Source organism: Candidatus Sphingomonas phytovorans (genome assembly GCA_029202385.1).
Lineage (GTDB): Bacteria > Pseudomonadota > Alphaproteobacteria > Sphingomonadales > Sphingomonadaceae > Sphingomonas > Sphingomonas phytovorans.
In genome coordinates, this window is record CP119314.1 from 834,941 (window position 1) to 861,146 (window position 26,206).

The following is a 26,206-nucleotide window of genomic DNA, read 5'->3' on the forward strand; positions in this document are numbered from 1 at the left end:
CCTGTAACCGTTCGTTGGATGTTGGCCTGATCATGCTCATCTCGACAGACCCGGTCGTTCCTGTTCAGTCGCGAGACGACGGGGCTGGAGCAGCGGGAGACTGACTCGTGCGATACGATGGCAAGTCTCTCCCTGCGTCCACCTGCACCGGTTCGCCATGGTCGTTTGCCGCGTCCGCGAGCGTGTCCGTGTCCGGCGGATGCATCGATCACCCTTCGGCAGTCGAAGAAGAAGAGACCCTCTACAACGGGGTCAAGCTTATCCTGCTGCTCAGTGGCTCGCTTGAGTGTAGCTCGCCGGACATCGCGCGAGTCAGGATAACCGGGCCATCATTATGTGCTGTCCTGAACGACGGTGATCATGTCGCTTCCCAGGCATTCCATCCGCACGATCGGCTTTGCTACGTCAGCGTGTGCTTCGATCACGAGACCGGGGCTACACTCTTCGGAGCAGATGGCGGCGCTCTGGCAGGGGACCATCATCCCGGGGTACCACGCCTGATCCGCAGGCCGGTTGGCGCGGCGTTGGCCGGCCTGGGGCGGCAGATGCTGACCTCTCGCCTGCGACCCGAAGCGGCATCTCTTTATATGATCGGCAAGGGCTTCGAACTCGGCGGGCTCGCTGCCGATGTCCTTGCCGGCGATTCAGCCGACAACCGGAAGCTCCGCTTGTCGACATCTGATGTGGAGCGTTTGCGGGAGGCAAGGCGGATTTTGCTGGCATCGCTCAGCGACGCCCCGGATCTTGCCACTCTGGCGCGGCAGGTCGGCCTCAACATACGCAAGCTCACGACCGGCTTCGACGCGCTTTTTGGTGCAACCCCCAGCAGCTTTCTGCAGGCGGCGCGACTGGACGCCGCGCATCGGATGATCGCGACGGGCGAGTGGGGCATTGCACAGGCAGCGTGGCGGGTCGGCTACACGCCTGCTGCCTTCTCCACTGCCTTTCGCCGCCGCTTCGGAATACCGCCAAGCCATCTGCTCAGCTGATCTTTTCACGAAACTCTTAGTCGGTTTCGCGAAAGCCAGGCGCGTTTCGATTGGATGATATTGCGAGTAATTCGCAAATGTCATCCAATCGATCCGGGGGTATTTTCCTTGTTAAGAATTACGGCGTTCGAAAGTATCGGACGCGCCCGCTTTCTCTGCGCCGGTGCCATGCCGCTATTGATTCTGGCGCCCCCCGCCCTTGCCGAGGAAGAGGTGCCGTCACCTGACGTCCAGGCGGAGACCATCATCGTCACAGCGCGTCAGACTGCATCCACCGGAAGCAAGAGCGGTACGATTCTCGTGGAGGTCCCGCAATCCCTCTCCATCGTCGCTCGCGATCTGATGGAAGCACAGGGCGTTCAGAGCGTGAGCCAGGCGATCGCTTATCAGGCGGGCGTGTTCAATGGTTCGACCCCGGCCAACGGCCGATATGATCGTATTTCGCTGCGGGGGTTCGATGTAACCAATTCCGGCGTGCTGCAGGATGGCCTGCGCCCCACGACCGCGCAGAGCTATACCAAGGCCGAGCCTTATGGCCTGGAACGGATTGAGGTGCTTCGCGGTCCGGCATCCTTGCTCTACGGCCAGAATGCCCCGGGCGGGCTGGTGAACATGATCAGCAAGCGCCCGACCGACAAGCCAATCCATGAGGTCGAGTTTCAGGGTGGGAGCTTCAGTCGAAAGCAGGGACAGTTCGACCTTGGCGGGCCGTTGGGCGAGGGAGTGTCCTTTCGACTTACCGGCCTCGCCCGTGAGGCGGATACGCAGATCGATGTCATTCCGGACAACAAGCTCTTTCTCGCGCCTGCCCTCGCCTGGAAACCCGGGCCTCGCACCACGCTGACCGTATTGACGAGCTACTCATACGAAAAATATGGCCCGCCGGCCTTTGGAATTCCGTTGCAGGGGTCGCTGCTGCCCAATCCGAACGGAAAGATCGCGCGCAATCTCTACACCGACGAACCCGGCGTCGATAACCACCGGGTACAATATGCGGCAGGTGTCCTGTTCGACCAGGACCTGGGTGGTGGATGGAAGATGCATTCGGCTGTCCGCTACACCGACACCGATTTTCTCACCAACACCGTCAGCGCGCGGGGTGCGCCACTTGGTGGTCGGCTGTTGAGCCGGGCCTATTATCGTTTCCGCATCACCGGCGATGTCATCGCCGCGGATAGCCAGATCCATGGCGACTGGATATTTGCCGGCCTCGCGATGAGAACCATGGTTGGCTTCGACTATCGCCATACCCGTGAAGATTATGTGCTGAACGGGGGACCAGCCGCCTCGATCGACGTCTTCGCACCCGCCTATGGCAAACCTTATGGCCCGGCCGCGATGCCGATGGCGAGCACGCTCCAGATGTCGGATCAGATCGGTCTTTATGGAGAGCAGCAGATACGCTTCTCCGAACGATGGATTCTGTCGGCGGGGCTGCGGCATGACTGGTCGGACACGTCGACACGCAACCGCCTTGCCGTCACGCAGGCGAGGCAGGACGACCAGGCCACCACGTGGCGCGCAGGTCTCGTCTATCGTGGCCCCTGGGGGTTCACGCCCTATGTGAGCTATGCGACCTCGTTCAATCCGATTCTTGGCACCAATTTCGATGGTCAGCCTTATCGCCCCAGTGAAGGAAAACAGCTCGAGGGCGGATTACGGATCGAACCGCCGGGCTGGCGGACCTATCTGACTCTTTCGGCATACCGGTTGACGCAGACCAACGTACAGACGACCGATCCGAACAATCCGCTCAACCAGATCCAGACGGGGGCGATCCGCTCACAGGGTTTCGAAGCGGAAATCGTGGCCAGCCCGATCCGCGGACTGAACCTCACCGGATCGCTGACGATCGCTGATCTGGCGGTGACGAAGACCATGGTTGCGGCGCAGCTCGGCCGGAGGCCAGCCGGACAGCCCGATCGAACCGCCGCGCTCTGGGCGGACTATAGCGTCCCGGCGGGCCCGTTCGCAGGGTTCGGTCTCGGGGCCGGTATCCGCCATGTCGGCGCGACCTATGCCGACGTTGCGAACAGCATTCGTGTCCCCGACTATTCCCTGTTCGACGCCATGGTCAGCTATGATGTCGGCCGGTGGCGCCTTTCGGTCAACGCCACCAACCTGTTCGACAAGCCCTATTATGTGAGCTGCTCGGCGAGTGGCTGCGGCGTTGGTGCGGATCGCACGGTGATTGCGGGAATTCGCTACCGCTGGGGAGCCCGCAAATGAGGGGGCTGGCATATGTAGGTGCGACACTGGCGCTTCTGGCGAGCACGCAGGCCTTTGCGACGCCGGCGCAACTCTCTTCGCAGACTCCGCCACCCGAGCGCGATCTTGCGTGGCGCGGAGAGGAGCGTTGGCGCCTCACCCTTGCGGAGGAGACAGGGCTCCTCCGGCTGGCGTTCATCCAGGTGCCTGGCGGCGACTATCTGCTCACCGGCACCCTGCAACTCGACGATGCCGAGCTTGGCGTAACCGGTTCAGGCCGGTGGCGGGGCGGCAAGCTCATTCTCGATCTGTCGATCAGCGGTGGCGTGCGCGCGACCGCGCCCGATGAGGAAAAGCGACGACTCTTTGCTGATCGAAACGCTCCGGCTCTGTTGGATTCAGCCGGCTTTGCGATGATGCGGGCAGAGCTTGACCCGACGACGCTGGATGGGATCACGCAGCAATATCAGACCAATATCGTGACGGGAAATCGGGTGCAGGGACCGATCTACCGGGCTGGCCTCCTCCGACATGTCCGTTGAACAATCATGAGACGAATCAATATCGCCGACCGTCTCGCCTGTATCGGCCTCACCGCGCCGGATATCCTGGCGACCTATGCCTGTGAAGGGCCGGCCATGATCGGCCTGGTCCGGATTGCCGCGGGGAGTACCGACCATTTCTGGGAGCGTCATGGCGACGGAGACGAACTGCTGTTCCTGCTGGAAGGACGGGCGGAGTTCACGTCGCGCGATGCAGCATCCGATGACACCATGATCGAGGTGGGCGCCGGGGACATTGTGCTGCTCTCCCGCGAGGAAGCGCATCGCGCGCGTGTACAGGAGGATCTGTGCCTGCTGTTCATCACGCCGCGGGACGGGAATGTCGCGTGGTCGGATGACCCGGCCGTGCCGCTCCGGCATGGCTGAACGGCCTTTCAGACTGCGGCTCGCGCACAAGAAGATATCGCCTGGATTTGCTGGTCGAATTGCAGTGGGGCAGCATGACGAGGCGGCGCCTGGAAAAACCAAGATATCGGTGCCTGTGGCCCCGGCACCCTGGCCCGAGCCGCAGGAAGTCTCGCAAAGGTCAGAACTTTTCCGCTGCGATCTGTGCTTCCGCCCATGTCGAAAGAAAGACGATCGCGTTCACTAGGCGCTCGTCGGCATCAGTCGCTTTTTCATCCCGCAATCCCTTGCTCGTAAGCCTGTTCGGCGGAACTGGAGCGCTGGTCGGTTGAACTGGAAAGCTTTTTGTATAGACATTTATATGTCGTGATAGGAATTCGACGCCGTGCTGAGTCGGCGCCATCAGGGGAATGGGCATATGAATCACAAAAACCGATCGGGGTACAGGGGATGGCGCCCCGCGATGCTCGCTGGTGTGACCCTGTATTTCGCAACTATCGCCGGGGGCGTCCCGGTGGAATCGTGGATGTCGCAAGCGGCAGCGGCCGATAACCCCTCCGCGGGCTTTCCGATGAACGAGGAAGTCAGGACCAGGGTGCGCGCGATGCGCGGCATCGCCCTGTCACCTGACGGCAAATCGGTTCTCGCCGGCATTACCGACACGACGGCGGAGGGAGGCCTGCCTCATTTGTGGCTGCTTGGCACCGGAGCGAAACCGCGCCAGCTGACCTTTTCGCGTTCGGGCGAGCGCGGTGGCGAGACGGCCGGACAATTTTCTCCGGACGGGAGTTCGATCCTCTTTATCGCAACCCGTGACGGGACGCGCTCCCTGTTCAGGCTGCCGCTTGCCGGAGGAGAGCCCGAACGGCTGCAGATCGCGAAGGACGCGAATGGCGTTGTGAGCGCGGCCTGGGACGGGGCCAGGAAGGACAACCCGCTTTCTGCCGGCGGCTTCGCTTTCTCGCCGGATGGCAAATACCTCGCTTTCTGGGCCGAGGACCCCGAGACGGCGGCGGTGAAGACCCGCAAGGAACGCAAGGACGACGCCTATAATCACAGCGAGGACGATCATCGCACCCATCTCTACCTGCTCGATCCGGCCAGCGGCGCGGCGCGGGCGGTGAAGCTGAACGGCGTGTTCGACCAGGTGAGCTGGTCCTATGACAGCGCCGATATGATCGTGACCACCGATCCCAAGTCGGACCTTACGGGTCCGGACACGACGACGTGGAAAGTCACCCCGGATCTGGCAGTGACCAGACTCGATCTTCCGAACACGGCGGCGGACGCGGCCTATCTGCCCGGGCGCAGGAGGATGGTCTATACGGACAATTGCGCCGACGACGCGCCGCCGCGCTGCAACGACCTGTTCGTCAAGGACCTGGCAACCGGGCAAGCGCGCAATCTGACGCGCGGCTTCGATGGCGCGGTCCCGTCCGACTTCACCGTGCTGCCGAGTGGAGATCTTGTCGCGACCATCGCGACCCATATGCGCAGCCGCCTTGCGCGGATCTCCACGACCGACGGATCGGTCACCTGGTTCGATATCGGCCGCCCGGTCGTTGGATCGCTGGCGACCAACCCCGGCCAGACGGCCTGGGCAATGATCGGGAGCGGCCCGACCGACCCAAGCACGATATTCGTGATGCCAAGGCTCGGCGCCGCGGCCTCAGCGCTCGAAGCGCCGGCGCTCGTGCCTGCAACCTGGGCGAAAGTCCCGTCGAAGCTGGTCAGCTGGCAGAACGAAGGCCTGACGATCGAGGCGATGCTGTACATGCCAAGGGTCGCACCGGGCACCAGGGTGCCGCTGGTTGTCAGCATCCATGGTGGCCCCGCCGGTCGTTTTGCCGACGATTATTCGAACCTCATCCAGATGCTGGTGGCGGAAGGCTGGGCGGTGATGCAGCCCAATATCCGGGGTAGTACCGGCTATGGCGCGAAGTTCCTTGCCGCCAATAGGAACGATCTGGGCGGCGCTGACTATCGCGACGTGATGACCGGCGTCGACAGCGTGCTGAAGGATTATCCGATCGACGAAAAGCGCATGGCGCTGATCGGCTATAGCTATGGTGGCGAAATGGCCGGCTTCGTCGTCGGCAAGACCAACCGGTTCAAGGCGATCGTCTCCGGCGCTCCGGTAATCAACCAGTTCAGCGAATATGGCACTGAGCGCGGCACTTTCTACGATCGCTGGTATTACGGAAAGCCATGGCTGAACTTCGCCGATGTGTGGCGGCAGAGCCCGATCTCGACCGCCGCCAATGCCAGGACGCCTTTCCTGCTGTTGCAGGGGGCCGAGGACGTGACCGATCCGCTGGGGCAGTCGCTCGAGATGTGGCGGGCGCTCAAGCAGAGCAACGCGCCGGTCGCCCTGGTCGTCTATCCCCGCGAGGGGCACGGCGAGACCGGTGCCCACTTCCGCGCGCTGGCGAGTGCTGAGCCGTGGCACGGCATCGACTTGCGGCGGCGGATGTTCGGGTTCCTTCGCTCCGCTTTTGCGGGTGAGTCCGATCCGCTCGCCATTGCGCGGAAGGATGTTCCATAGTCCGAGGAAAGTTGCTCGGGGCGTCCCCTGAGGGCGCCCCGGTCGCTTGGAGCAGGGTTCAGGAGCCCGAGACGAACCGCGCGGTCAGGTCGAAATTGTCGCCGTTGAACACTTGGCGGACATAAGTGATCGATTCCTGCTCTCGCCATGTCCAGCGTTCCAGCACGAGGCACGGCTTCTCCTCGCGGACTGCGAGCATCCTGGCCTGCTCGCCGGCCGGCGCCGCGGTGATGCGGTGCTCGGCCTCGGTCCAGGGCACGTGGTTGAGCAGCCAGCTCCCAGGCGGTGTTTCCGAAAAATCGGCGTCGATCGCTTGGGGGACTGCGTTCAGGTTGATGAACCTGTCCTCGGTGGCGAAGGGCACGCCATCGGCGAGATGGAGGCAGCGCAACGCCAGCAATTCGCCCTTTTGCGGGATGCGCATGATCTCGCCAGCCTCGCTGTCGGCATCGAGCACGACGCAACTTAACAGGTGCAGCCGATAGACATGGCCGCGTCGCACGATCTCCTCGCGCATGTCGGGTATCTGCAGCGCGGCCATCTGGATACGCGGCCGGTTGACGAAGGAGCCGCGGCGGCGCTGGCGCGAGATCAGGCCTGCGGCGGCAAGGCTCGACAGCGCCTTGTTCACCGTCATGCGCGAGCAGCCATATTCAGCCATCAGCTCATGTTCGATCGGAATACGGTCGCCCGGACGCAGCGCGCCGGACATGATCTTGGTCTCGATGGCGTCGCGGATCTTCTGGTAAAGCGGCCGATGATCCGGCGGGGAACGCTTCAGATGGACTGCCATCGGTGCTCCGCCACTGCGCGTGCCTTGACCGAGATAGTCACCATGATTCGAGCCCACGACATTTGAGAGAGAAAAGGCTCGGAGGCCAAAAGGTCAAGCGCGGACTGGCTTGGCCAGCCCGCGCATTCCAGTCCGTCGGTCAGTCCGGTTTTACCTCGAGCGTTGAGGCCTCATGCGTCGGATAGGCGTAAAGCAGGTTGAACAGCAGCTTGTAGGTGCCATGCGCCTGGCCGCGCCATTGCGGCTTGAAGCCATAGAGGAAGATGCGTCCCTTGCCATATTCGACCTCGAGCGCCGCTGCCTTGCCGCGGATCTTCTCCGGATGGAGCAGCACGCCGCTGCGTAGGGGATTGCCTTCGGCGGGATAGGAGGCGAGGACGTTGCCCTTGAACCCGACGGCCGGCTGGAAGACCGGGCCGTTCTCGAACATGACGACCGGCTCGGCCGGCATGCCGGCCGTTGCCCGCGATGGCGTCGCAAGCTTGATCTGCAGAAGCGCACCCGAGCAGAAGAACTCGTCGCTCCGCGCATTCTTGACGATGTTGGTGACGGGCAGGTCGAACAGGTCGATCGCCGAATCCGCCGCGCCGTTCATGGCGACCAGCGTGCCGCCATCCGCCACGAATTTCTTGAGTGCGATCGATCCTTCGTCACCGATACCGCCGGTATATCCCGGGGGCGCCTCGATCGCGTCCAGGCCGTTCAGCAACTGATCGCGGCTGCGCAGGTCAGGCAGGATGATGGTGTCGAACTTCGCCGACAGGCCACCCTTCTTGATGTCGTCGTTGCGCAGCGAGACCGGGGCGTATTGATATTGCTCGAGCAGCCAGCGGGTCCAGCCTTCATCGATATTCGAGCCCCATGGACGGTAAAGGCCCACGCGTGCGCGCTTCACCGTTTGCGTGGCGGGTGACGATGCGCCGGCGGCGGTGGCGCTGGTCGCGGCGGTGATCGCCGCCATCGCATCGGCACTGATTCCGCTGACGACGATCGCACCGGTCTCTTCGCCGTTGGCGGTAGTGACAGGCGTGGTCGAGAAGCCGATTCTGGCACCCTGCCTGGCTGCCTGGTTGGCGGCGAGGAAGCTCGCATTGGCCTTTCGGCTGAGCACAAAGGCGTTGCCTGCGCCGGTGACGCTGCCCTCGACTTTCGCCGAGGCGACGGGGTCGAGCGCCGCCAGCGCTTCGGGGCTGAGTTTTTCCGTCACCGCGACTGCCTTGACGCCGAATTGCAGCGGCAGGGTCCAGCCGGTCACGTCATAGGGGAGGTCAACAGGCTTGCCGTCACCGCCGAGGATGGCATCGGGATATTTCTGCGTCTCGAACAGTTCCTGCGCGAGGCCGGCATAGGGCTGGTCCATCTTCACGACCCAGGACCCGGCAGGATAGGTCTGCGCGCCGAGGGCGATCACCGAGGACGTCTTGCTGATCATCAGGCCCTGATCGATCAGCTTCTGCGCCAGCAGCGCGGCTTCTGGCGCGTCGGTCTGGCCGGCGGGGATCACCCAGGCATAGGGGCCGTCGCCGCTTGAATATTTCCTGATGGTGTCGCGCGCCGCCTGATAGCGATTGAAGAGCAGCACCTCGCGGTATCGGACCGCGGTGTCGAGCGTCGACATCGATGCGACGGTTTCATAGCGGATCGAATCCGCGAAATGCCACCAGCCGCCCTTCCACGGCGAAGGGTACATCACCTGTGCCTTCAGGTCCTGCATGTTCCGCGGGAATTTCTTGGGATCGTAGAATTTCGGCGTGGCCGACGCATGGGCGACCTCGGTGAAGTAGGAGATCGTGTTGCGGAAGACATGGGTATAATCGAGGAAGCCCGGATACCAATTGTCGAAGCGCGCCTGCGCGATCGCGCCCGGCATCTGCTTCTCCTCGAACGCGTTCATCATGTTGACGCCGATCGCCGTCGTCCACATCCGCATATAGGGGCTGATATTGCTCGACATCGGGTCAGCGAAGGGCGGTACCCAGATGCGCGCCGGGAAGGGCGCGACCTGGTGATGAGTGTACCAGATGGTCGGGCTGTAATCCTGCTCCGCCTTGAAGACGTTCTGCGATTCCAGCATGTTGAGCATATAGCCGTCGCGATTGTTATCGTGCCCGACATACTCCTGGTAGAGCCAGGGCATGCCGCTGGTCTCCCATGGGGTGCCGCGGTTCTTGCGGTACCAGTCCACCACCATGGTCATGCCATCGGGATTCAAGGTCGGCCAGAGCACGACGATGACATCCTTTAGGACCTTCTGGACTTCCTCGTCGTCGGGCGAGGCAACGAGCTTATAGGCCAGCGCGATTGCTGATTGGTGAGCGGACACCTCGCTAGAATGCAGGCCGCCATCGATATGGACGATGATCTTGCCGTCCCTGACCAGCGCCTTGGCGGTCGCGTCATCAAGGCCGTTTGCGGTGGAAAGGCGTTTCTGCAGCGCCTTGGCCTCTTCCCATTTCGCCAGATTCTCGGGGGAGGATATGATCGCATATTCGATCGTCCGGCCCTGGGTCGTCCTGCCCGCCGTGATCATCTTCATCTTGTCGGTCGAGGCGGCCAGCTTGTGGAAATAGGCGACCGCGTCTTCATAGGAAGCGAGATAATAATCCTCGCCGATATCATGGCCCAACACGGATTTGGGAGTGGGCGGCTGCGGTTGCGATTGCGCTAGCCCCGGTGTCGTCATCATCAAACCGACAATAATCGCCGAGAGCGCCGCACCCGATTTCAAACCCCGCATCGATTATCTCCCTCCTGCCGGCATAGCCTGAATGCGCCCCTTTGCTACAAGGCTAATTCCTAGATTTTGTATATACAATATGAATGGCAAGATTCATGAGGACTCCGCCTATTCTTCAGACGTTTTGCCATCCTGATACAGGCGCAATCGGATTGCGAAGCTCGATTCAGCGCTCTTGACGGCGATGGATTCAGGAATGGGCACCTCGAACAACAGCGCATCGAATGGGCGAAGCGTTTCGACGCTGGCACCATGAGCGACGGCCGCGTCGCCTGTAGCGACGATCATCAGGCATGTCTCGCCTTTGCCGTCGACATGCACTGTACCGCCCGGCAACCGTTCAACCTCCGCCCGGCACATGTTCCGGCGTATCATCACATTGAGGTCGCGAACGTCGTCGTCGATTGGCGTGCCCGTTACCGGTATGTCGGCGGGGAAGGGGAGTGGCGCGTCAGCCGAGGTCAGCCGCCTCTCGGGGGCATCCGCCACGACCAGCGCAAGCTCGCCTTCGAGCACTGACAATATCCGGTCGACGCCGTGAAAATCCGAGAATGGCCCGGCGGTGCGCACTTCGGCGATGCTGACTCGCCATATGAAGTCGTTCATGCCGGCATCTGCTGGAAACACCGCCAGTTCGGTTGTGGTGCCGCCGCCATTCTTCCAGGGCGTTGGGCGGCGTGTCACTGCCGGGAGTACCCGCCGGATGCTCACTCGAATACTCCGGACGAGAGCGGGTTTTCTGGGCGGTCGCGATCGATGCCGGTCCCTCCACGAATCGCGGGGAGGATCAGCTTGCTATCGTCCATACGAAACACGAACGTTCCTTCCGTTCCCAGGGGCGGTGCGGTCAGCATAGCCGGGCTCCGTCACCTTCCTGCTCGGCTCATCGCATGTGTGATTGTGAATTGTATATACATAGTTTGAAGGTGGGTCGAACGTCGGGGCATAGGCGTGCCCGAAACTACTCCAGCGTTGCCGCCAACGGAAAACATCGCGCGCGCGGAAGGCTTGCCTCCTCATCGACCGCGAGCCACCGGTTCGCGCTCAATAATGGCCGCATCATGTGGGATCGCTGGTCCGGCAGGATTTCAATCGATTGTCCGCCGTCGGCTGCTGATTGCCGGGCCTTGAGGAGCAATGTGGTTCCCGGTCGTGTCGGGAGATCGGCCGGCACGGACTGCCCTTTTTCGAGCGGCCGTCCGGCCATGGCGCGGATCGCAGCTGAGACGAAGAAACGAAAGCCGACGAGCGCGGCTACCGGGTTGCCGGGCAACCCGAAAAACATCGGACCGTTCTCGAAGGTCGCGAACAGGATAGGCTTGCCTGGGCGCATGCGGGCACCGTGGAAATGCACTGTCGCGCCCATCGCGCGAAGCGTTGCTGAAACATGGTCATGGTTCCCAACCGAAACGCCGCCGGTCGAGATGATGATGTCCGCCGATCCTGGCGTCAGCGCCGCCCGCAGCGCGTTCTCGATCGATCGGGGGCAATCGGCGACCGGCGCGCTGCGGGTCACCGGAAGGCCAAGCGCAGCCGTCGCTGCGGCGATCATCGGCCCGTTGGAATCGGCAATGCCGGAAGGCGTCCCGTGGCCGACAAGCTCATCGCCGGTGGGGATGATCGCCACGCGCGGCTGCGCCCAGACGGGCAAGTCGACAAGTCCGAAACAGCCCAATGCCCCAATCGTCTCCGGGCTGATCGCGCTCCCGATTGGGAGGACCAGTTCTCCCGCACGAACGTCTTCGCCCCGGCGCCGAACATTTCGGCCGGCGGTTTCGGGAGCATCGAATCTCAGGGACATGCGCCCTGCCAGTTCGGTGACCGAGGCGCGCTCGGTGGCGATCACCGTGTCGTATTCCGGCGGCATCATCGCGCCCGTGCTAATTACGCAGGCCGCCCCCTCGGAGATAGAGGGGAGGGCACCCCCGGCGCGGCTTTCGCCGCCGACCGGCAGGGTGACGGGGCAATCGGCCGTCGCGCCGGAAACATCCCGTGCAGCGAAGGCGAAACCGTCCATTGCGGACGCATCGAAGGCGGGATGGTCCCTCGCGGCTCGTATATCAGCGGCCGTCATACGACCCAGCGCATCCGCCAACGGCACTTTCATCAGGCGCGGGCGGGGTGCCAGAGCTGCGACGAGCGCACGCGCTTCGTCGAATGTCGGCCGGCAGGCGCGTGCGGATTCAGTCAATCGGCTTGCTGCCAGACAGCGCGGCAAGGTCGGCGGGCGTATTGATGTTCGGCAAATCGCCCGGCAGCACAACCGCCGTGGCGGCACTCTTCCTTGCCCAGCCGCGCATCGAACGTTCCAGCCCGCTTGCGAGATGTTCATCGAGCAAGGCGGCAAGGCTGGACGGCCAGAAGCCTACGACAGGCGTCGCGTCGAGAAATGATGATCCGGCCGTCGTCTGAAGCCGCGCGACCAGGTCACGCGGCAGGGAGGGCATGTCGCATCCGACCGAGACCACGGCGTGGAAACCGTTTTCGCGCGCGTGATGAAGCGCGGCATTGAGGCCGCCGAGCGGTCCCAGCCCGGCGATTGGTCGATCGGGGATCGCGCCTACCCCGCCATTCCCCGGAGGGCGTCCCACGACAATGACCTGATCGACCTGCCCGGCGAGGCAGTCGATCGCATGTTCTATCAACGGCCTGCCCGCGAGAACCGCCTGCGCCTTGTCGGTACCGAACCGCCGTGACTGGCCGCCCGCGAGGACTGCCCCAAGGACACCCGTCATCACGGCGAAACCGTGAGGATCGCATCGGCGCGCGCGAGGATGACAAGGCGTATGCCGGCCTCTCGCGCGCGTTCGACCGCGAGAGTGGTCGGCGCGGAGATGGTCACGAGCATCGGGCAGTTGGAGAGCGCTGCCTTTTCGACGAGTTCGTAGGAGCAGCGGGACGACAACAGGGCGAACCCGCCGGCCCAGCCTTCGTTCGCGCGGGCCATTGAACCGATGAGCTTGTCGAAGGCGTTGTGGCGGCCGACATCCTCGCGGACGGAGATGATGGTGCCGTCGGACGAACATCGGGCGGCTGCATGGACCGCACCGGTTTCACGGTTGAGGGGCTGCATCTCGCGCAGGCGCCCGATCGCTTCAAATACAGCGGCGTCGCTGGCCTGGCTGGCTGCGGTAACTCTTGGCAAGGGGCGCAGCGCCTGCTCCAGATTCTCGATGCCACATAGCCCGCAGGATGAATCTGAAACTCGATGGCGGACGCGCGCCAGCAACATGTCCGAGCGTGACGCCGCCAGCAAGACGCGCAGGATATGCCCGGCAGCGGAGTGATGATGATCGATCGCGACGATCTCGCTCGCATTTTCCACCAGCCGTTCGCTGAGCGAGAAGCCGGTCGCGAAATCTTCCAGATCGGCGGGTGTCGCCATCATCACCGCATAGCCGATGCCGTTGAACTCGACGGAAACCGGCGCCTCGACCGCGACCGCCCGCGACACCTCGCCGTCTTCGCCGTCCGGCGTCGTCCTGAGGAAGCTGACCGGCAGGGCTGTTTTATCCATCCGGCGACCGTTGGTGCGCCAGCATGGCAATCGCCTGCAGACTGGTTTCGGAGAGACCCTCGCCGCCGGCATCGAGATGACCGATGATCTGCGCGCACATCCGTGGATCCCAGAAGTGCCAGAGATGGTCCCAGGTGGCTCGTGCCGCCGTAGCCGGCTCCTGGTTCTCGAACTCGGTCGCGATCTGGTTGACCATGCGGACGAGCTTGTCGAGCGTACTGCTCATTCGGCGGCGACCGTTTCTATCCGGCGCGAGCGGCGACCGAGTTCTTCATATTTCTCCTGCCAGTCGGTCGGGCCGTTGGAGCGGCCCACCTGAACTGCGGTAACCTTGTATTCCGGGCAATTGGTCGCCCAGTCCGAATTGTCGGTGGTGATGACGTTCGCCTGGGTGCTTGGGTGGTGGAAGGTCGTATAGACGACACCCGCCGCCACCCGGTCAGTCAGCAGCGCCCGCAGCGTCGTATCGCCGGCCCGGCTGACCACCTTCACCCAATCGCCATCGAGGATGCCGCGCTGTTCGGCGTCGTGCGGGTGGATTTCAAGCCGGTCTTCCTCGTGCCAGCGGCTGTTCTCCGTCCGCCTGGTCTGGGCGCCGACATTATACTGGCTGAGGATTCGGCCGGTGGTGAGCAGCAGGGGGAAGCGCGGGCCGGTACGTTCCTCGGTCGCGACATATTCGGTACGGACGAACTTGCCCCGCCCGCGGGCGAAGCCGCCGAGATGCATCACCGGCGTGCCCGCGGGCGCTGCCTCGTTACAGGGCCACTGGATAGAGCCGAGCTTGTCCAGCCTCGCGAAGGAAACGCCGGCAAAGGTCGGGGTTACCCCGGCGATCTCGTCCATGATTTCGGACGGATGGGCATAGTCCATGTCATAGCCCATCGCCCGGGCGAGCAACTGGGTGATTTCCCAATCCTCATGGCCGTTCCTGGGTTGCATCACCTTCCTGACGAGCTGGATGCGGCGCTCGGCGTTGGTGAAGGTGCCGTTCTTTTCGAGGAAGGTCGATCCCGGCAGGAAGACATGCGCGTAATTGGCCGTCTCGTTGAGAAACAGATCCTGCACTACGACGCATTCCATTGCGGCAAGGCCGGCCGAGACGTGACGGGTGTCCGGATCGGACTGGAGGATATCCTCACCCTGAATGTAGATGCCCTTGAATGTCCCGTCGACTGCGGCATCGAGCATATTGGGAATGCGGAGGCCCGGTTCGCGATCGATCTCGACGCCCCAGAGTTCCCTGAACATCTCGCGCGCGGCATCATCCGAGACATGGCGATAACCCGACAGTTCGTGCGGGAAGCTGCCCATGTCGCAGGCGCCCTGGACGTTGTTCTGGCCTCGCAAGGGATTCACGCCGACGCCGTTACGACCGAGATTGCCGGTCGCCATGGCCAGGTTGGCGATGGCGAGTACCGTGGTCGAGCCCTGGCTGTGCTCGGTGACGCCAAGACCATAATAGATCGCGCCGTTGCCCCCGGTTGCATAGAGCCGGGCCGCGGCGCGCAGGGTCGCGGCAGGCACCTGGCTCATCAGTTCGGTTGCCTCCGGGCTGTGGCGCGGATCGGCGACGAATTCGGCCCAGTCCTCGAATTCCGACCAGTCGCAGCGCTCGCGCACGAACGCCTCGTTGACCAGCCCCTCGGTGACGATGACATGCGCCATCGCCGTCAGCACCGCGACATTGGTCCCGGGACGCAGCGCGAGGTGATGGGCCGCCTCGATATGCGGCGAGCGGACGATGTCGGTGCGTCGCGGGTCGATCACGACGAGCTGGGCGCCCTGACGCAGGCGGCGTTTCAGCCGGCTGGCGAAGACGGGATGGCCGTCGGTCGGGTTGGCGCCGATGATGACGACGACGTCCGCCGCCATCACGCTATCGAAATCCTGGGTGCCGGCCGAGGTGCCGAAGGCGGTCTTCAGGCCGTAACCGGTCGGCGAGTGGCAGACGCGTGCGCAGGTATCGACATTGTTGTTGCCGAAGCCGGCACGGATCAGCTTCTGGACGAGGAAGGTCTCCTCATTGGTGCACCGGCTGGAGGTGATGCCGCCGACCGAATGCTTGCCGTAGCTCGCCTGGATGCGGCGGAACTCGGACGCGGCATGCGCAATTGCCTCGTCCCAACTCACTTCGCGCCACGGCTGGTCGATCGAGCCGCGGATCATCGGATTCAGGACGCGCTCCTTGTGGTTGGCATAGCCCCAGGCGAAGCGGCCCTTGACGCAGCTGTGACCGCGATTGGCCTTGCCTTCCTTCCACGGCACCATGCGGACAAGCTCCTCGCCACGCATCTCGGCGCGGAAGGTGCAGCCGACGCCGCAATAGGCGCAGGTGGTGACGATCGATCGATCGGGCGTGCCGATCTCGGCGACCTTTTTCTCTATGAGGGTCGCCGTCGGGCAGGCCTGGACACAGGCACCGCACGACACGCATTCGCTGGAGAAGAAATCCTGGCCCTGGCTCGGCGAGACCCTGGAACCGAAGCCCATGCCCTCGATCGTGAGCGCAAAGGTGCCCTGTACCTCGTCGCAGGCGCGAACGCACCGCGAGCAGACGATGCACTTGGACGGATCGAAATCGAAATAGGGGTTGGAGACATCCTTGGCTTGGCCGAGATGGCCGGCACCTGCGGCGTAACGAACCTCGCGCAGGCCGACCGCGCCGGCCTGGTCCTGCAATTCGCAATCGCCATTGGCGGCGCAGGTCAGGCAGTCGAGCGGGTGATCGGAGATATAGAGCTCCATCACGCCACGCCGGAGCTTCTTGAGCTTCTCGGTCTGGGTGCGGACGGTCATGCCCGGGGCAACGGGTGTGGTGCAGGAGGCGGGATAGCCGGCGCGGCCCTCGACCTCCACGAGGCAGAGGCGGCAGGAGCCGAACGCGTCGAGATTGTCGGTCGCGCAGAGTTTGGGAATGCTGGTGCCCATCAGCGCCGCGGCGCGCATCACTGACGTGCCCTCGGGCACCGTCACGGCCTGACCATCGATGGTGAGCGACACCATCGGCCCGGTGCCGGGGGCGGGCTTGGTGCCCAGGTCGATCTCGCCGCGCCATGCCATGCCGCTACTCCGCAGCCACCGGAAGCGCCGTCGCGCCGCCGAAATCCTCAGGGAAATGATCGAGGGCGCTCAACACCGGATAGGGCGTGAAACCACCCAAAGCGCAGAGCGACCCGAACTTCATCGTGTCGCAGAGATCGCGCAGGAGGGTTATCTGACTCTCCCCCTCTCCCTGTGGAAGAGGGAAGGCGTGGGAAGGGTGAGGGGGACACTCGCTAGTGTCGCGAACCTCGCTCCCCCTCATCCGGCGTTTCGCGCCACCTTCTCCCACAAGGGGAGAAGGAAGGGTGGCGATAATCCGGTCGATCACTTCCACACCACGGGTCGAGCCGATCCGGCAGGGCGTGCATTTGCCGCAACTCTCCGCCGCGCAGAACTCCATCGCGAAGCGTGCCATCCTTGCCATGTCGACACTGTCGTCGAACACCGTGATGCCGGCATGGCCGATGAGCCCGCCAGCCGCGGCGAAGCTTTCATAATCGAACGGCAGGTGGAACATGGACGGGGGAAAATAGGCGCCGAGCGGCCCGCCCACCTGCACCGCGCGTACCGGGCGGCCACTCTCGGTGCCGCCGCCGATCCGCTCGACCAGGTCGCCCAGCGTTACGCCGAAGCCGATCTCGTAGAGCCCGCCATTCTTCACGTTACCGGCGAGTTGCACCGGCATGGTGCCGCGCGACCGGCCGAAGCCGACTGCCGCATAAGCTTCCGCTCCCTCGGCGAGGATGAAGGGCACGGCAGCGAGGCTCAGCACATTGTTGATGACGGTCGGCTTGCCGAACAGGCCGGCAATCGCCGGCAGCGGCGGCTTGGCGCGGACCTGGCCACGCTTGCCCTCGATCGACTCGAGCAGGGCGGTCTCCTCGCCGCAGACATAGGCACCCGCCCCGACCCGGACCTCGAGCGTGAAAGGGGCCACGCGATCGGCCGAGCGTCGGATCGCCTCGCGCATCGTCGCGATCGCGGATGGATATTCGGAACGGATATAGATGTAGCCATAGCCCGCGCCGACGGCATGGGCGGCGATCGCCATGCCTTCGATCAGGCAATAGGGATCGCCCTCCATCAGCATCCGGTCGGCAAAGGTGCCGCTGTCGCCCTCATCGGCGTTGCAGACGATGAACTTCTCCGGTCCCGCGGCATCGAGCACCGTCTGCCATTTGATGCCGGTCGGAAACCCGGCACCGCCCCGGCCGCGCAGGCCGCTGGCCTTTACGATCGCTACGACCTCGCCCGGCTGAAGCGCGCGGGCAGTGTCAAGGCCAGCCCAGCCGCCATGCGCGGCATAATCGTCGAGATCGACAGGATCGATTGCGCCGCACCGGGCAAAGGTGAAACGCTGTTGGGAGGCGAAGAAGGGAAGGTCGGCGATCCGGCCGAGCCGATGAGGATGGGTGGCGTCGAGTACCTTGCCCACATCCTCGGGGTCGACGGGGCCGTAGCCGATCCGGCCTTGGGCGGTCTCGATTTCGACCAGCGGCTCTATCCGGAACAGGCCGTGGCTGCCGGTCCGGACCACCTCGGCGCCAGCATGGACGAATGCCTCGGCTACTTCGTCGGCGCCAAGCGCGACTGAAACTGTATCGCGGCTGATGAAGACGCGGGTCATGCCGTCACCTGTTCGAGCAACCGGTCGAGCTTCGGGCCGTCAAGGCGCGACACGATCTTCCCGTTGATGATCGCATTGGGCCCTGTTGCGCACAGGCCTATGCAATAGACGGCTTCGAGCGCCACCTCTCCATCCGCACGCGTACCGCCCATCGATGTCCCGAGCCGCTCGATCGCTGCCTGCTCGATCGCATTGCCCCCGCGCGCCTGGCAGCTTTCGGCACGGCAGAGCCTGACGATATGGCGCGCGGGCGGACGGCGGCGAAAATCATGGTAGAAGGTAACCACGCCGTGCACGTCGGCGCGGCTGAGGTTCAGCGCTTCGGCGACATGCGGCACCAGGGCATCGTCGATATAGCCGAATTCTTCCTGCAGCCCGTGAAGCAGGGGAAGCAGCGCACCACGCGTGTCCGTTTCCCGGGGCATCAAGCGGCGAATGGCATCGAGGTAGGCGCTTGCCCCCATTGCCTCGTTCGCACCCGATCGGTGGGTCTGTGTTGTCGTGCGCATCACGCTGCGAGATAGCCCTCTTCGTCAATCTCAGGTCAAATCGACTCTCTTCATCGTTGATAGGCAAACTCTATCAACGATGGCGATAGGAGCGGGGCAGTTTGACGGCATGGGCGGCTGCCAGCGCTGCCTGGGCGAGCTGGCTTGAGGGCCGTCGGTCAAGCACGACCAATCCGACCCGGCTTGCCGGGAACGGTTCGGCGAAGGGCAGGATACGCGCCCAGGTCCCGGCTGGAATCAGCGCGGCATAGCCTTCGGGCACCACCGTCGCGAACCCGCCTGCCTCGACCATGGCGAGCAGGGCGACATAGGAATCCGCTGTCGCCCTGGGGTGGGCGGCGAATCCGCGCCCGGCGAGGTTGGTGTCGAAGATCCGGCGGTTCTGCATGCCTTCGTGCAACAGGCACAGGGGCTGTGTGAGGACGTCCGGCCAGTCGACCGCCTTGCGATCGTCGAACCCGCTTCCCGCACGGGCCACGAACATGGCGCGCTCGGTATAGAGGGGTACGGCGATTACCTGCGCGGGAGGTTCATGGTCGAGATAGGTCAGTCCCGCGTCGAGTTCGAACGCCGCAAGCGCCTGCTCGATCTCGCGCGAGGTGAGGGAGCGGACCGACAGGGTCAGTTCCGGATTGGCGGCGCCCAGGGTGCGGGCGAAATGGCCGACCACGGGCATCGCGGCCGGGATTGCGCCGAGCCTGAGCGTACCGCGCAGCGGGCCCCGGGCCGTCTCGGCCGCGTGGGCGAGACCGTCGATCATCGCGATTGCCTGCTGCGCCCAGGGCAGGGCTGCCCGGCCCTCTTCGGTGAGACCGATGAACCGGCGATCACGGTCGATCAGGCGCTTGCCCAGTTGTTCTTCGAGCGCGGCGATGCCGGCGGAGAGAGTGGGCTGGGTGACATTGCAGGCCGTCGCGGCACGGGCGAAATGGCCTTCGCGGGCGAGCGCGACGAAATATTCGAGGAGGCGCAGTTGCATGATTGGCCTCTTCTATCAGTCAGTCGATGAAGATGCACATTCGTGGGAGGAAAGGCTAGCTGGCCGGCCGCTCGGCGCGGGCATCGGTATCGCTCGGCGCCCGAAGCTTCAGCGCCGGTTTTGGTCGCGGGCTCGTTCCCTGTCCGTTGACGAAATCGATGCCGACGCGACTATTTCTTCTGGCGCGTTCCGTCAGCGTGTTCACCTGCTCGACCATGTCGCGCGCGAGTGCCGCCTGCTCGTCATTGCTGAACGGATAGCCGGTCGGCTGAGCGAGTTTCCCCATCGTCTTTGCGCGAATGTCGATCATCTCCTCGATGCTCGGCGCAATATGACCCGCACTGCCCGTCGGGCTTTCTCCGCGCTCCAGATCTGTTGTCCAGCCTGTGGTGAAGCGCGATGCGGTAACCTCCAGCCCTGCCAGGAAGGAACGGAAGCGCACCATTCGGTGGTTGGCCCAGTTGAGTACGAGCTTCTCCTTCGGGCGGAGCGGATCGCGAAGTGTCCCGGGAAGGAAACGCTCGGCGATCACCGCGCCGGCCTTCTCGCCGCGGGTCTGCAGATCGTCGATGGTCGAAGCGCCCATGTCGAAGTTGAAGCCCCCTTCGTTCTTGCGCATTCTGATATGGACGATGCGGTCCCTGTAGCCGGGCACGTCGATCAACTGATTGTCGCCCCATTGACGGGCGGTCGTGACGATCCGTCCGGCGAACTTCAACAGGGCGCCCATGCCGTTCGCTGGCAGGGGCGTGTAGGCGGATACCCGTCCACGATTGCTGCGCAGCATATAGACGAGCTCTTCCGGCGGAGCCTCGGCATCCATCGTAAGACCGTCGGATTGCGGCTCCGTGCCGGTGCTCGTCGGATTCGCGCCGCGCTCATCCGGTTCCAGCTCGTCATCATGATAGAGAAGATTGAGGCAGAAGGTGGGGCGGGTCGGAATAGGCGCATCGAACAGGTGGATCGGGAAATTGGAGGTGATTCCGCCGTCCGCTAGCCAGAGTTCTGACAGGGCCTGCGTGCCGCCGGGCCGATGCCTGATGATGTAGAGGCGAACCGCACGGAACAGGAAAGGGAAGCTCAGCGACATCCGGACCGCGAACAGGATCGGCAGATTTTCCGACGCGGGTAATCTGATCAGATCGGCTGGATCGATGTCGCCCAACGTGACGCCTTCAAGGTCGCTCCTGCGCGCATGCGCGATCATCCAGTCGACGACGATATCCGGAAACAGGCCTTTCAGATCGGAGATGCGCGCGTAAAGCCGGTCTTCGCGCCGCATGAAGGGAAGTTGTACCGACTGGGCACGGGTAATGTCGGAGGCGACCAGCGCCAGTTCGATGTCGCGTTGAAGAAGATCGAGGACCGGGTCCATCGTCTCCATCCGGTCCTTGTTCGCGCCGGCCGCGATCATGGCTTCCGCACGGTCTCTCCCCGCGGTCCTGTGTTCGGCGATCCACAGGTCGCCGAAGCACAGGGGTGATCCGTCATCCAGGCCCGCAAGCGTCTGGAACTTGTCGTGCAACCACCCCGACAGGGAAGGAAGACTTTTACCGGAAGCGGTGCAGTGCTGCGCCTTGCCCGAGCAGAATCCGAATCCATGCGTCCCGGCCGCCTTGAGCCCGTTCGACACGACCGGAGCCCAGTCGAATATGAGAAAGGCCACCAGCATGACGAGCGTGGTGAAGAGGAAGAGCAGCACCAGCGCGATCCCGGTCGCGATCCCGGTTGGATGAGCGGAAAGGACGAACAGGCCGGCGACAAGGATGAAGGCGACAAGGATCGCCATGCCAAGAGGCGGCAGGAGAATATGCAGGGCGGCAGCGGCCACCCCGCGGGTGCGTTTGATCGCGGCGAGCTCCATCAGCAGCGTGAACAGCGGCTCATTGTCAGGCTCGGGCTCGAACAGTCGTTGCAGGAGGGGGCTTCCATCATGGTCCTCGGCAAGCTCTTCGGAAAGCGCCGCGAGCATTGCCGGTGCCCCGGGATTCCGGGCCGAACGCCGGCCGAACTCCATCGCTGCGGCCGCGGCCGCGCCGATCGCGCCGGCGGAGGTCCCGCCGACCGCGCGGAAGCGATAGTCTTTCGCGATCCGGGCGATCGCGGCAGGATAGACGATGCCGCTGGTGACGCCGCCTTTCAGCACGAGGTCGCACTCATGGGAAGGTTGCAATGCTGATGGCTCGGCCCTCATGCGGGTGTCCACCCGGGCATCCCGCACGCGACGCAGCTATTCAGGCCGAATCCCGTTGCGTCGCTATATTCGAGATATTCGAGCGGCAGGCGTTGGCCCGCCGAACAGGCCTCGCCGCGTTTCATTGCCCCGTCCATGGTGAGTCCCCGCAAGACCGATCCCGGTCGCCTGCCTATCACAGCGGAGCAGAGGCGAAAGCGGCGCGAGACAGGGAACCCGAGCCATATTGGCGAGTGTTTCCTGGCTCGTCACGGCTTCCCGGTCGCGGTGCCCGCCAGCCGCTCGCGCGTGCGCGCTTCGCAGATTGCCTGGAAACCCCCGGTCATGAAGGTTGCCATCCGCGCCTTGACCGCGGCAAAGTCATCGGAATTGCACAGCCCGTTCGACAGCCGATCGATCCGGCCGGTACGGGCGAGGGTCAACAGCAACCCGCCCGTCACGAAATGATAGCCCCAGAAGATATCCTCTTCCGGACTATCGGGCATCGCCTGTTTCAGGAAACCGATCAGGCGGAGTACGACCGGGTCGAAATGTTCGTCCATCAGCTGGGCGCCCCATTCGGTATTGCTGACCTGTCCCCCCAGGGCTCCCCAGTTGCGCCAGCCTTCGCCGCCGTTGATATAGAGATCGAGATCGGTGTCGAGGAAGGCGTGAAGCGCCCCTTCGACGCTCGGCTCGCCGGCGCATTCCACCTCGTATCGGTCGAGCGCCTTCATCCGGAGCTCGGTGGTGACCGCTGCCCTGCGCTCGAACACGGCCAGGAACAGGGTGCGCTTGTCCTCGAAATAATAATGGATGAGCGAGGTATGGATACCGATCCGTTTCGCCACGTCCTTCAGCGTGACGCCGTCGACGCCGTGCTTGGAAAACAGATATTCGGCGGCATCGAGGATCGACTCGAGGCTTTCCGCCCGCTGTTCCGCCTTCGATCTGCGTTTCGGTTTGGCGTCAGTCGTCATCATGCCCTCGGTTCTCGGGTTGGGCTGGAGCAGCGTCGACAAGGTCTGCTGCGGATGCACTGTCCCGCAACACGCCGAACTCGGCCCGCAAGCGTATTTTGTCGATCTTGCCGGTAGATGCCAGTGGCATCCGCTCGACGCGTATGATCGCGTCGGGCAACCACCAGTTGGCGATTCTGCCGCGCAGGGCATCGAGCAGCGCTGAGTCGTCCATATCCGGGCCTGTCGACGGCTCGATGATCAGCAACGGCCGCTCGCCCCATTTGTCGTGGGCGCGGCCGATGACCGCGGCGAGGGCGACACCCGGAACGCTGCCGATGATGTCTTCGATCTCGGCGGGATTGATCCATTCACCGCCGGATTTGATCAGGTCCTTCGCGCGGCCGGTGATCGACAGGTCGCCATCATGGCCGATGACGGCGAGGTCGCCCGTATCGAACCATCCCTCCGCATCGGTCGCCGCATCGATATGGCCGAAATAGCGTTCGACGACACTCTGTCCCTTGACCTTGAGATAGCCTTCGATGTTCCGTTGTTCGGGCAGCGACCGGCCTTCGGCGTCGGTGAGCTTGAGGTCGAGGCCGATCGGCGGGCGCCCCGAGCTGCCGGGGCGAGTCCCGGTCGTCCCCCTGGAAGAGATCGTGCCGAGCGGCGACAATTCGGTCATGCCCCAACTGGTATGGACGGTCACGCCGAGGCGTTCTTCCATGCGGCGCTGGACGGCATGGGGCAGGGGAGCGCCGCCGAGAAAAAGACGCCGTAGCGAGGGCAGTGCCTGGCCGGTCGCTTCGAGATGATCCAGCAGGCCGAGCCAGACGGTCGGCACGCCTGCCGCGACGGTCACCTGTTCCTCGATGATCAGCCGGGCAAGACCCGCACCGCTCGCGTCGCGGCCCGGCAGGACGAGCTTTGCCCCAACCGCCGGTGTGGCGAAAGGGATGCCCCAACCATTGGCATGGAACATCGGGACGGCTGCAAGCACACTGTCGTCAGCGCCCAGGGCGAGTGAGTCGACCTGGAGCAGGCGGAGCGTGTGCAGGTAGCTCGATCGGTGCGTGTAGAGTACGCCCTTGGGGGCACCTGTCGTACCTGAGGTAAAACAAAGTCCGGCCGCGCTCGATTCTCCGAACGCACCCCAGGCGACAGGTTCGCCTTTCGTCCCGATCAGCGTCCCGAGTGTCCATTGCTCCCGTGTCGCGGTTGACTCCAGCTCGCATCCAGGATCGTCGAGCGCTACCACGTGCCGGATCGTCGGACACAGCGCCACGATCTCCGCGACCATCGGCGCGAGCCCGGCACCGAACGCCAGTACCCGATTTTCCGCCTGGTTGATCATCGCGGCGATCTGCCTGGTCTCCAGGCGGGGATTGAGGGTGTGGCAGACGATTCCGACACCCACGGCCGCGTACCAGATTTCGAGATGCGCGCGGGTATTCCAGGCGAGCGTTGCCAGCCGGTCTCCCTTGCTCAGCCCAAGCGCGAGCAGGGCGCCGGACAAACGGTTGGCGTCCCGCCGCAGCCCGGCATAATCGGTCCGCGAGGATTGCCCGCCACCGGTGACGATCTCGACATCGCCATGCCATTTGGCGGCATGGTCGATGAATTTGTCGAGCGTCAGCGCATAGGATTGCATGCTGGACATCAGCGGGCTTGCATCGCTGCCCAATGCTTCTTCGCGTCGTCGAGTGCCAATGCCTGAACCCTTTCCTCCAGCGGGGTCAGTCTGGTCGCGTGCGTGTCGGTGCCGATGATCAGATAGTCGGTCGGCTGAGACGAAACCGCTGGCCAGTTCGGTGCCCCTCCGCCGTTCGGATTGCCGGTGCGCGCGAACCGGACCCAATAGTCGCCGGTCAGACGCGAAACCTTCTCGTCGGCCGCGTCCCAGCGGTGCTCGGCTGCCTTGTTGCCGAACAGGTATTCGATCTCACCGCCGTGCTGCGTGCCAAGCGATCCGGCGCGTTCGTCGACGGGAACCTGGGTGAAATAGAAGCCGTACGCCTTTGCGCCGGCCGCCGCGTGCAGATCTGCGACGAAGAGCGATTGAAGGACTGACGCGGCATCTTCGACCAGATCGATCGCGGCGCTCTTTTCCGTGCTGCCCGGCCGTTTGGCATAGGCAGCGAGCAGTTCTGGATAGGCATCGCCAAGGATCGCCTTCGCGGGTTCCGGATTGTTGCCGATCAGGCTGCCCTCGTTCGAATTGGATCCGATCATCAGCGGGATGCGCATCTGCTTGCGCTGGTAGAAGCCGTCGCCCGGGCTTTGCACGACGACCTTGCCGTCGATGAACGGGAAGCTGCGACCCTTGATGATCTCCGCGAGCGGGATCGCGCGCAACTGGTCGACGGTCGCGTCGCGCAGGCCAAGGCCGTCAGTCCAGCGCTGGCCGAGCGCCTCGGCATTCAGCGCGCCGCCCCGGATCGGAAACAACGCGGTGCCGCCTGCACCGGATTCCGAGATCGCCTTCTGGAACAGTCCGGTCGAGACGGGCGATGCCATCAGCAGCTGCACGACGCCCGCACCGGCGGATTCGCCGAACAGCGTGACATTGGCCGGATCACCCCCGAAACGGGCGATGTTGCGGCGTACCCAGTTGAGGGCGGCCACCTGATCCATGATCCCGTAATTGCCGAGCTGGCCGTCCGGGTTCTCGCGGGTAAGGGCGGGATGGGCGAAGTAACCGAGCCGGCCGAGCCGGTAGTTCAGCGTGACGATCACCGCGCCGCGCTCGGCAAGATGCGTGCCCTCGTAAAGCGGCACCCCGGCGGCGCCATAGGTGAAGCCGCCACCGTGCAGGAACACCATGACGGGATAGGTGCCCGCGCGTTTCGGGCGCCACACATTCAGGAAGAGGCAGTCCTCGCTGGTCGGGCCGACCTGTGCCCATGCTTCCTTGTGATCGGGCGCCTGGGGGCAGGCCGCCCCATAATGGCTTGCGTCGCGCACGCCTTCCCAGCGGCTTGCCGCTGCCGGTGCTTTCCAGCGCAATGGCCCCACGGGCGGCGCTGCATAGGGAATGCCGCGAAAGACCAGCGTCTTTTCGCCAGCGGTTCCAGCGATCTCGCCGGTGTCGATCCGAACATGGGGCCTGTCCCGTTCGGCGGCGATGGCTGCGATCGGCGATGCCGATCCGGCGAGTGCCGCGATGCCCGCGGCGATGTGCATCCATCCCATTTTCCTGCTCCTCCGACTGCGG

22 protein-coding genes are annotated in these 26,206 nt (G+C 64.0%); 5 read left to right on the forward strand and 17 right to left on the reverse strand.

The annotated features are described in order from the left end of the window. Window positions 1-188: 188 nt before the first annotated feature. The 4 genes from P0Y59_03965 (at window position 189) to P0Y59_03980 (ending at window position 4,126) form a co-directional block, all read left to right on the forward strand. The gene (locus tag P0Y59_03965; protein ID WEK00862.1) at window positions 189-989 is read left to right on the forward strand and encodes an AraC family transcriptional regulator; all 801 of its coding nucleotides are present in this window, start codon (window positions 189-191) and stop codon (window positions 987-989) included. 168 nt (window positions 990-1,157) lie between these two features. After that, entirely contained in the window at window positions 1,158-3,218 is a 2,061-nt protein-coding gene (locus tag P0Y59_03970; protein WEK00863.1) for a TonB-dependent siderophore receptor, read from the forward strand. Further along, window positions 3,215-3,739, forward strand: coding sequence for a hypothetical protein (locus P0Y59_03975; protein ID WEK00864.1), 525 nt, complete (start codon window positions 3,215-3,217; stop codon window positions 3,737-3,739). Before P0Y59_03970 ends, P0Y59_03975 begins: the two co-directional genes overlap by 4 nt. 6 nt (window positions 3,740-3,745) lie before the next feature. Then, complete coding sequence (locus tag P0Y59_03980; GenBank protein ID WEK00865.1) at window positions 3,746-4,126, forward strand: cupin domain-containing protein; 381 nt, start codon at window positions 3,746-3,748, stop codon at window positions 4,124-4,126. A 160-nt stretch (window positions 4,127-4,286) separates the two neighbouring features. Here P0Y59_03980 and P0Y59_03985 read toward each other — a convergent pair whose 3' ends face one another. Beyond that, window positions 4,287-4,523 (reverse strand): hypothetical protein, encoded by a 237-nt coding sequence (locus P0Y59_03985; GenBank protein ID WEK00866.1) that lies wholly within the window; start codon window positions 4,521-4,523, stop codon window positions 4,287-4,289. A 153-nt stretch (window positions 4,524-4,676) separates the two neighbouring features. Between P0Y59_03985 and P0Y59_03990 the strand changes: the two genes are divergently transcribed. Continuing rightward, a complete protein-coding gene (locus P0Y59_03990) occupies window positions 4,677-6,650 on the forward strand; it encodes a prolyl oligopeptidase family serine peptidase (GenBank protein WEK00867.1) in 1,974 nt (657 codons plus the stop codon). A gap of 58 nt (window positions 6,651-6,708) precedes the next feature. Here the strand turns inward: P0Y59_03990 and hutC are convergent, their stop codons facing one another. The 16 genes from hutC to P0Y59_04070 form a co-directional block, all read right to left on the reverse strand. Then, window positions 6,709-7,443 carry a histidine utilization repressor gene (gene hutC / locus P0Y59_03995; GenBank protein WEK00868.1) on the reverse strand — a complete coding sequence of 245 codons (735 nt, stop codon included), beginning with the start codon at window positions 7,441-7,443 and terminating at the stop codon, window positions 6,709-6,711. A 139-nt stretch (window positions 7,444-7,582) separates the two neighbouring features. After that, window positions 7,583-10,072: a M14 family metallopeptidase gene (locus P0Y59_04000; GenBank protein WEK00869.1), complete on the reverse strand. Its 2,490-nt coding sequence runs from the start codon at window positions 10,070-10,072 to the stop codon at window positions 7,583-7,585. Between the two features lie 216 nt (window positions 10,073-10,288). After that, the gene (locus P0Y59_04005; protein ID WEK00870.1) at window positions 10,289-10,891 is read right to left on the reverse strand and encodes a HutD family protein; all 603 of its coding nucleotides are present in this window, start codon (window positions 10,889-10,891) and stop codon (window positions 10,289-10,291) included. Beyond that, a complete protein-coding gene (locus P0Y59_04010; protein ID WEK00871.1) occupies window positions 10,888-11,034 on the reverse strand; it encodes a hypothetical protein in 147 nt (48 codons plus the stop codon). The genes P0Y59_04005 and P0Y59_04010 overlap by 4 nt, the downstream gene beginning before the upstream one ends. Window positions 11,035-11,141: 107 nt before the next feature. Then, window positions 11,142-12,458 (reverse strand): molybdopterin molybdotransferase MoeA, encoded by a 1,317-nt coding sequence (locus P0Y59_04015; GenBank protein ID WEK00872.1) that lies wholly within the window; start codon window positions 12,456-12,458, stop codon window positions 11,142-11,144. After that, entirely contained in the window at window positions 12,364-12,915 is a 552-nt protein-coding gene (locus P0Y59_04020) for a molybdenum cofactor guanylyltransferase (protein WEK00873.1), read from the reverse strand. Before P0Y59_04020 ends, P0Y59_04015 begins: the two co-directional genes overlap by 95 nt. After that, window positions 12,915-13,697, reverse strand: a complete 783-nt coding sequence (fdhD, locus tag P0Y59_04025) for a formate dehydrogenase accessory sulfurtransferase FdhD (GenBank protein ID WEK00874.1) — start codon at window positions 13,695-13,697, stop codon at window positions 12,915-12,917. The genes P0Y59_04020 and fdhD overlap by 1 nt, the downstream gene beginning before the upstream one ends. Continuing rightward, the gene (locus P0Y59_04030) at window positions 13,690-13,923 is read right to left on the reverse strand and encodes a formate dehydrogenase subunit delta (protein WEK00875.1); all 234 of its coding nucleotides are present in this window, start codon (window positions 13,921-13,923) and stop codon (window positions 13,690-13,692) included. Before P0Y59_04030 ends, fdhD begins: the two co-directional genes overlap by 8 nt. After that, the gene (fdhF, locus tag P0Y59_04035) at window positions 13,920-16,760 is read right to left on the reverse strand and encodes a formate dehydrogenase subunit alpha (protein ID WEK00876.1); all 2,841 of its coding nucleotides are present in this window, start codon (window positions 16,758-16,760) and stop codon (window positions 13,920-13,922) included. Before fdhF ends, P0Y59_04030 begins: the two co-directional genes overlap by 4 nt. Before the next feature lie 4 nt (window positions 16,761-16,764). Continuing rightward, window positions 16,765-18,369, reverse strand: coding sequence for an NADH-ubiquinone oxidoreductase-F iron-sulfur binding region domain-containing protein (locus tag P0Y59_04040; GenBank protein WEK00877.1), 1,605 nt, complete (start codon window positions 18,367-18,369; stop codon window positions 16,765-16,767). Further along, window positions 18,366-18,833 carry a formate dehydrogenase subunit gamma gene (locus P0Y59_04045; protein ID WEK02487.1) on the reverse strand — a complete coding sequence of 156 codons (468 nt, stop codon included), beginning with the start codon at window positions 18,831-18,833 and terminating at the stop codon, window positions 18,366-18,368. The genes P0Y59_04040 and P0Y59_04045 overlap by 4 nt, the downstream gene beginning before the upstream one ends. Window positions 18,834-18,951: 118 nt before the next feature. Beyond that, window positions 18,952-19,857, reverse strand: coding sequence for a LysR family transcriptional regulator (locus P0Y59_04050; GenBank protein WEK00878.1), 906 nt, complete (start codon window positions 19,855-19,857; stop codon window positions 18,952-18,954). Between the two features lie 55 nt (window positions 19,858-19,912). After that, window positions 19,913-22,030, reverse strand: coding sequence for a patatin-like phospholipase family protein (locus tag P0Y59_04055; protein WEK00879.1), 2,118 nt, complete (start codon window positions 22,028-22,030; stop codon window positions 19,913-19,915). Window positions 22,031-22,299: 269 nt separating this feature from the next. Beyond that, on the reverse strand, window positions 22,300-23,013 hold the full coding sequence (locus P0Y59_04060; GenBank protein WEK00880.1) for a TetR/AcrR family transcriptional regulator: 714 nt from the start codon (window positions 23,011-23,013) through the stop codon (window positions 22,300-22,302). Then, the gene (locus P0Y59_04065) at window positions 23,000-24,643 is read right to left on the reverse strand and encodes an AMP-binding protein (protein ID WEK02488.1); all 1,644 of its coding nucleotides are present in this window, start codon (window positions 24,641-24,643) and stop codon (window positions 23,000-23,002) included. The genes P0Y59_04060 and P0Y59_04065 overlap by 14 nt, the downstream gene beginning before the upstream one ends. A gap of 8 nt (window positions 24,644-24,651) precedes the next feature. Next, the gene (locus P0Y59_04070) at window positions 24,652-26,184 is read right to left on the reverse strand and encodes a carboxylesterase family protein (GenBank protein ID WEK00881.1); all 1,533 of its coding nucleotides are present in this window, start codon (window positions 26,182-26,184) and stop codon (window positions 24,652-24,654) included. Window positions 26,185-26,206: the final 22 nt, after the last annotated feature.

What these genes read in the sequence shown, in the direction of transcription:
- P0Y59_03970 (WEK00863.1), top strand. Translation starts at nt 1,158, where the DNA reads ATGCCGCTATTGATTCTGGCGCCCCCCGCCCTTGCCGAGGAAGAGGTG.
- P0Y59_03975 (WEK00864.1), top strand. Translation starts at nt 3,215, where the DNA reads ATGAGGGGGCTGGCATATGTAGGTGCGACACTGGCGCTTCTGGCGAGC.
- P0Y59_03980 (WEK00865.1), top strand. Translation starts at nt 3,746, where the DNA reads ATGAGACGAATCAATATCGCCGACCGTCTCGCCTGTATCGGCCTCACC.
- P0Y59_03985 (WEK00866.1), bottom strand. Translation starts at nt 4,523, where the DNA reads ATGCCCATTCCCCTGATGGCGCCGACTCAGCACGGCGTCGAATTCCTA.
- P0Y59_03990 (WEK00867.1), top strand. Translation starts at nt 4,677, where the DNA reads ATGAACGAGGAAGTCAGGACCAGGGTGCGCGCGATGCGCGGCATCGCC.
- hutC (WEK00868.1), bottom strand. Translation starts at nt 7,443, where the DNA reads ATGGCAGTCCATCTGAAGCGTTCCCCGCCGGATCATCGGCCGCTTTAC.
- P0Y59_04010 (WEK00871.1), bottom strand. Translation starts at nt 11,034, where the DNA reads ATGCTGACCGCACCGCCCCTGGGAACGGAAGGAACGTTCGTGTTTCGT.
- P0Y59_04020 (WEK00873.1), bottom strand. Translation starts at nt 12,915, where the DNA reads ATGACGGGTGTCCTTGGGGCAGTCCTCGCGGGCGGCCAGTCACGGCGG.
- fdhD (WEK00874.1), bottom strand. Translation starts at nt 13,697, where the DNA reads ATGGATAAAACAGCCCTGCCGGTCAGCTTCCTCAGGACGACGCCGGAC.
- P0Y59_04030 (WEK00875.1), bottom strand. Translation starts at nt 13,923, where the DNA reads ATGAGCAGTACGCTCGACAAGCTCGTCCGCATGGTCAACCAGATCGCG.
- fdhF (WEK00876.1), bottom strand. Translation starts at nt 16,760, where the DNA reads ATGGCATGGCGCGGCGAGATCGACCTGGGCACCAAGCCCGCCCCCGGC.
- P0Y59_04040 (WEK00877.1), bottom strand. Translation starts at nt 18,369, where the DNA reads ATGACCCGCGTCTTCATCAGCCGCGATACAGTTTCAGTCGCGCTTGGC.
- P0Y59_04045 (WEK02487.1), bottom strand. Translation starts at nt 18,833, where the DNA reads ATGGGGGCAAGCGCCTACCTCGATGCCATTCGCCGCTTGATGCCCCGG.
- P0Y59_04050 (WEK00878.1), bottom strand. Translation starts at nt 19,857, where the DNA reads ATGCAACTGCGCCTCCTCGAATATTTCGTCGCGCTCGCCCGCGAAGGC.
- P0Y59_04060 (WEK00880.1), bottom strand. Translation starts at nt 23,013, where the DNA reads ATGATGACGACTGACGCCAAACCGAAACGCAGATCGAAGGCGGAACAG.
- P0Y59_04065 (WEK02488.1), bottom strand. Translation starts at nt 24,643, where the DNA reads ATGCAATCCTATGCGCTGACGCTCGACAAATTCATCGACCATGCCGCC.
- P0Y59_04070 (WEK00881.1), bottom strand. Translation starts at nt 26,184, where the DNA reads ATGGGATGGATGCACATCGCCGCGGGCATCGCGGCACTCGCCGGATCG.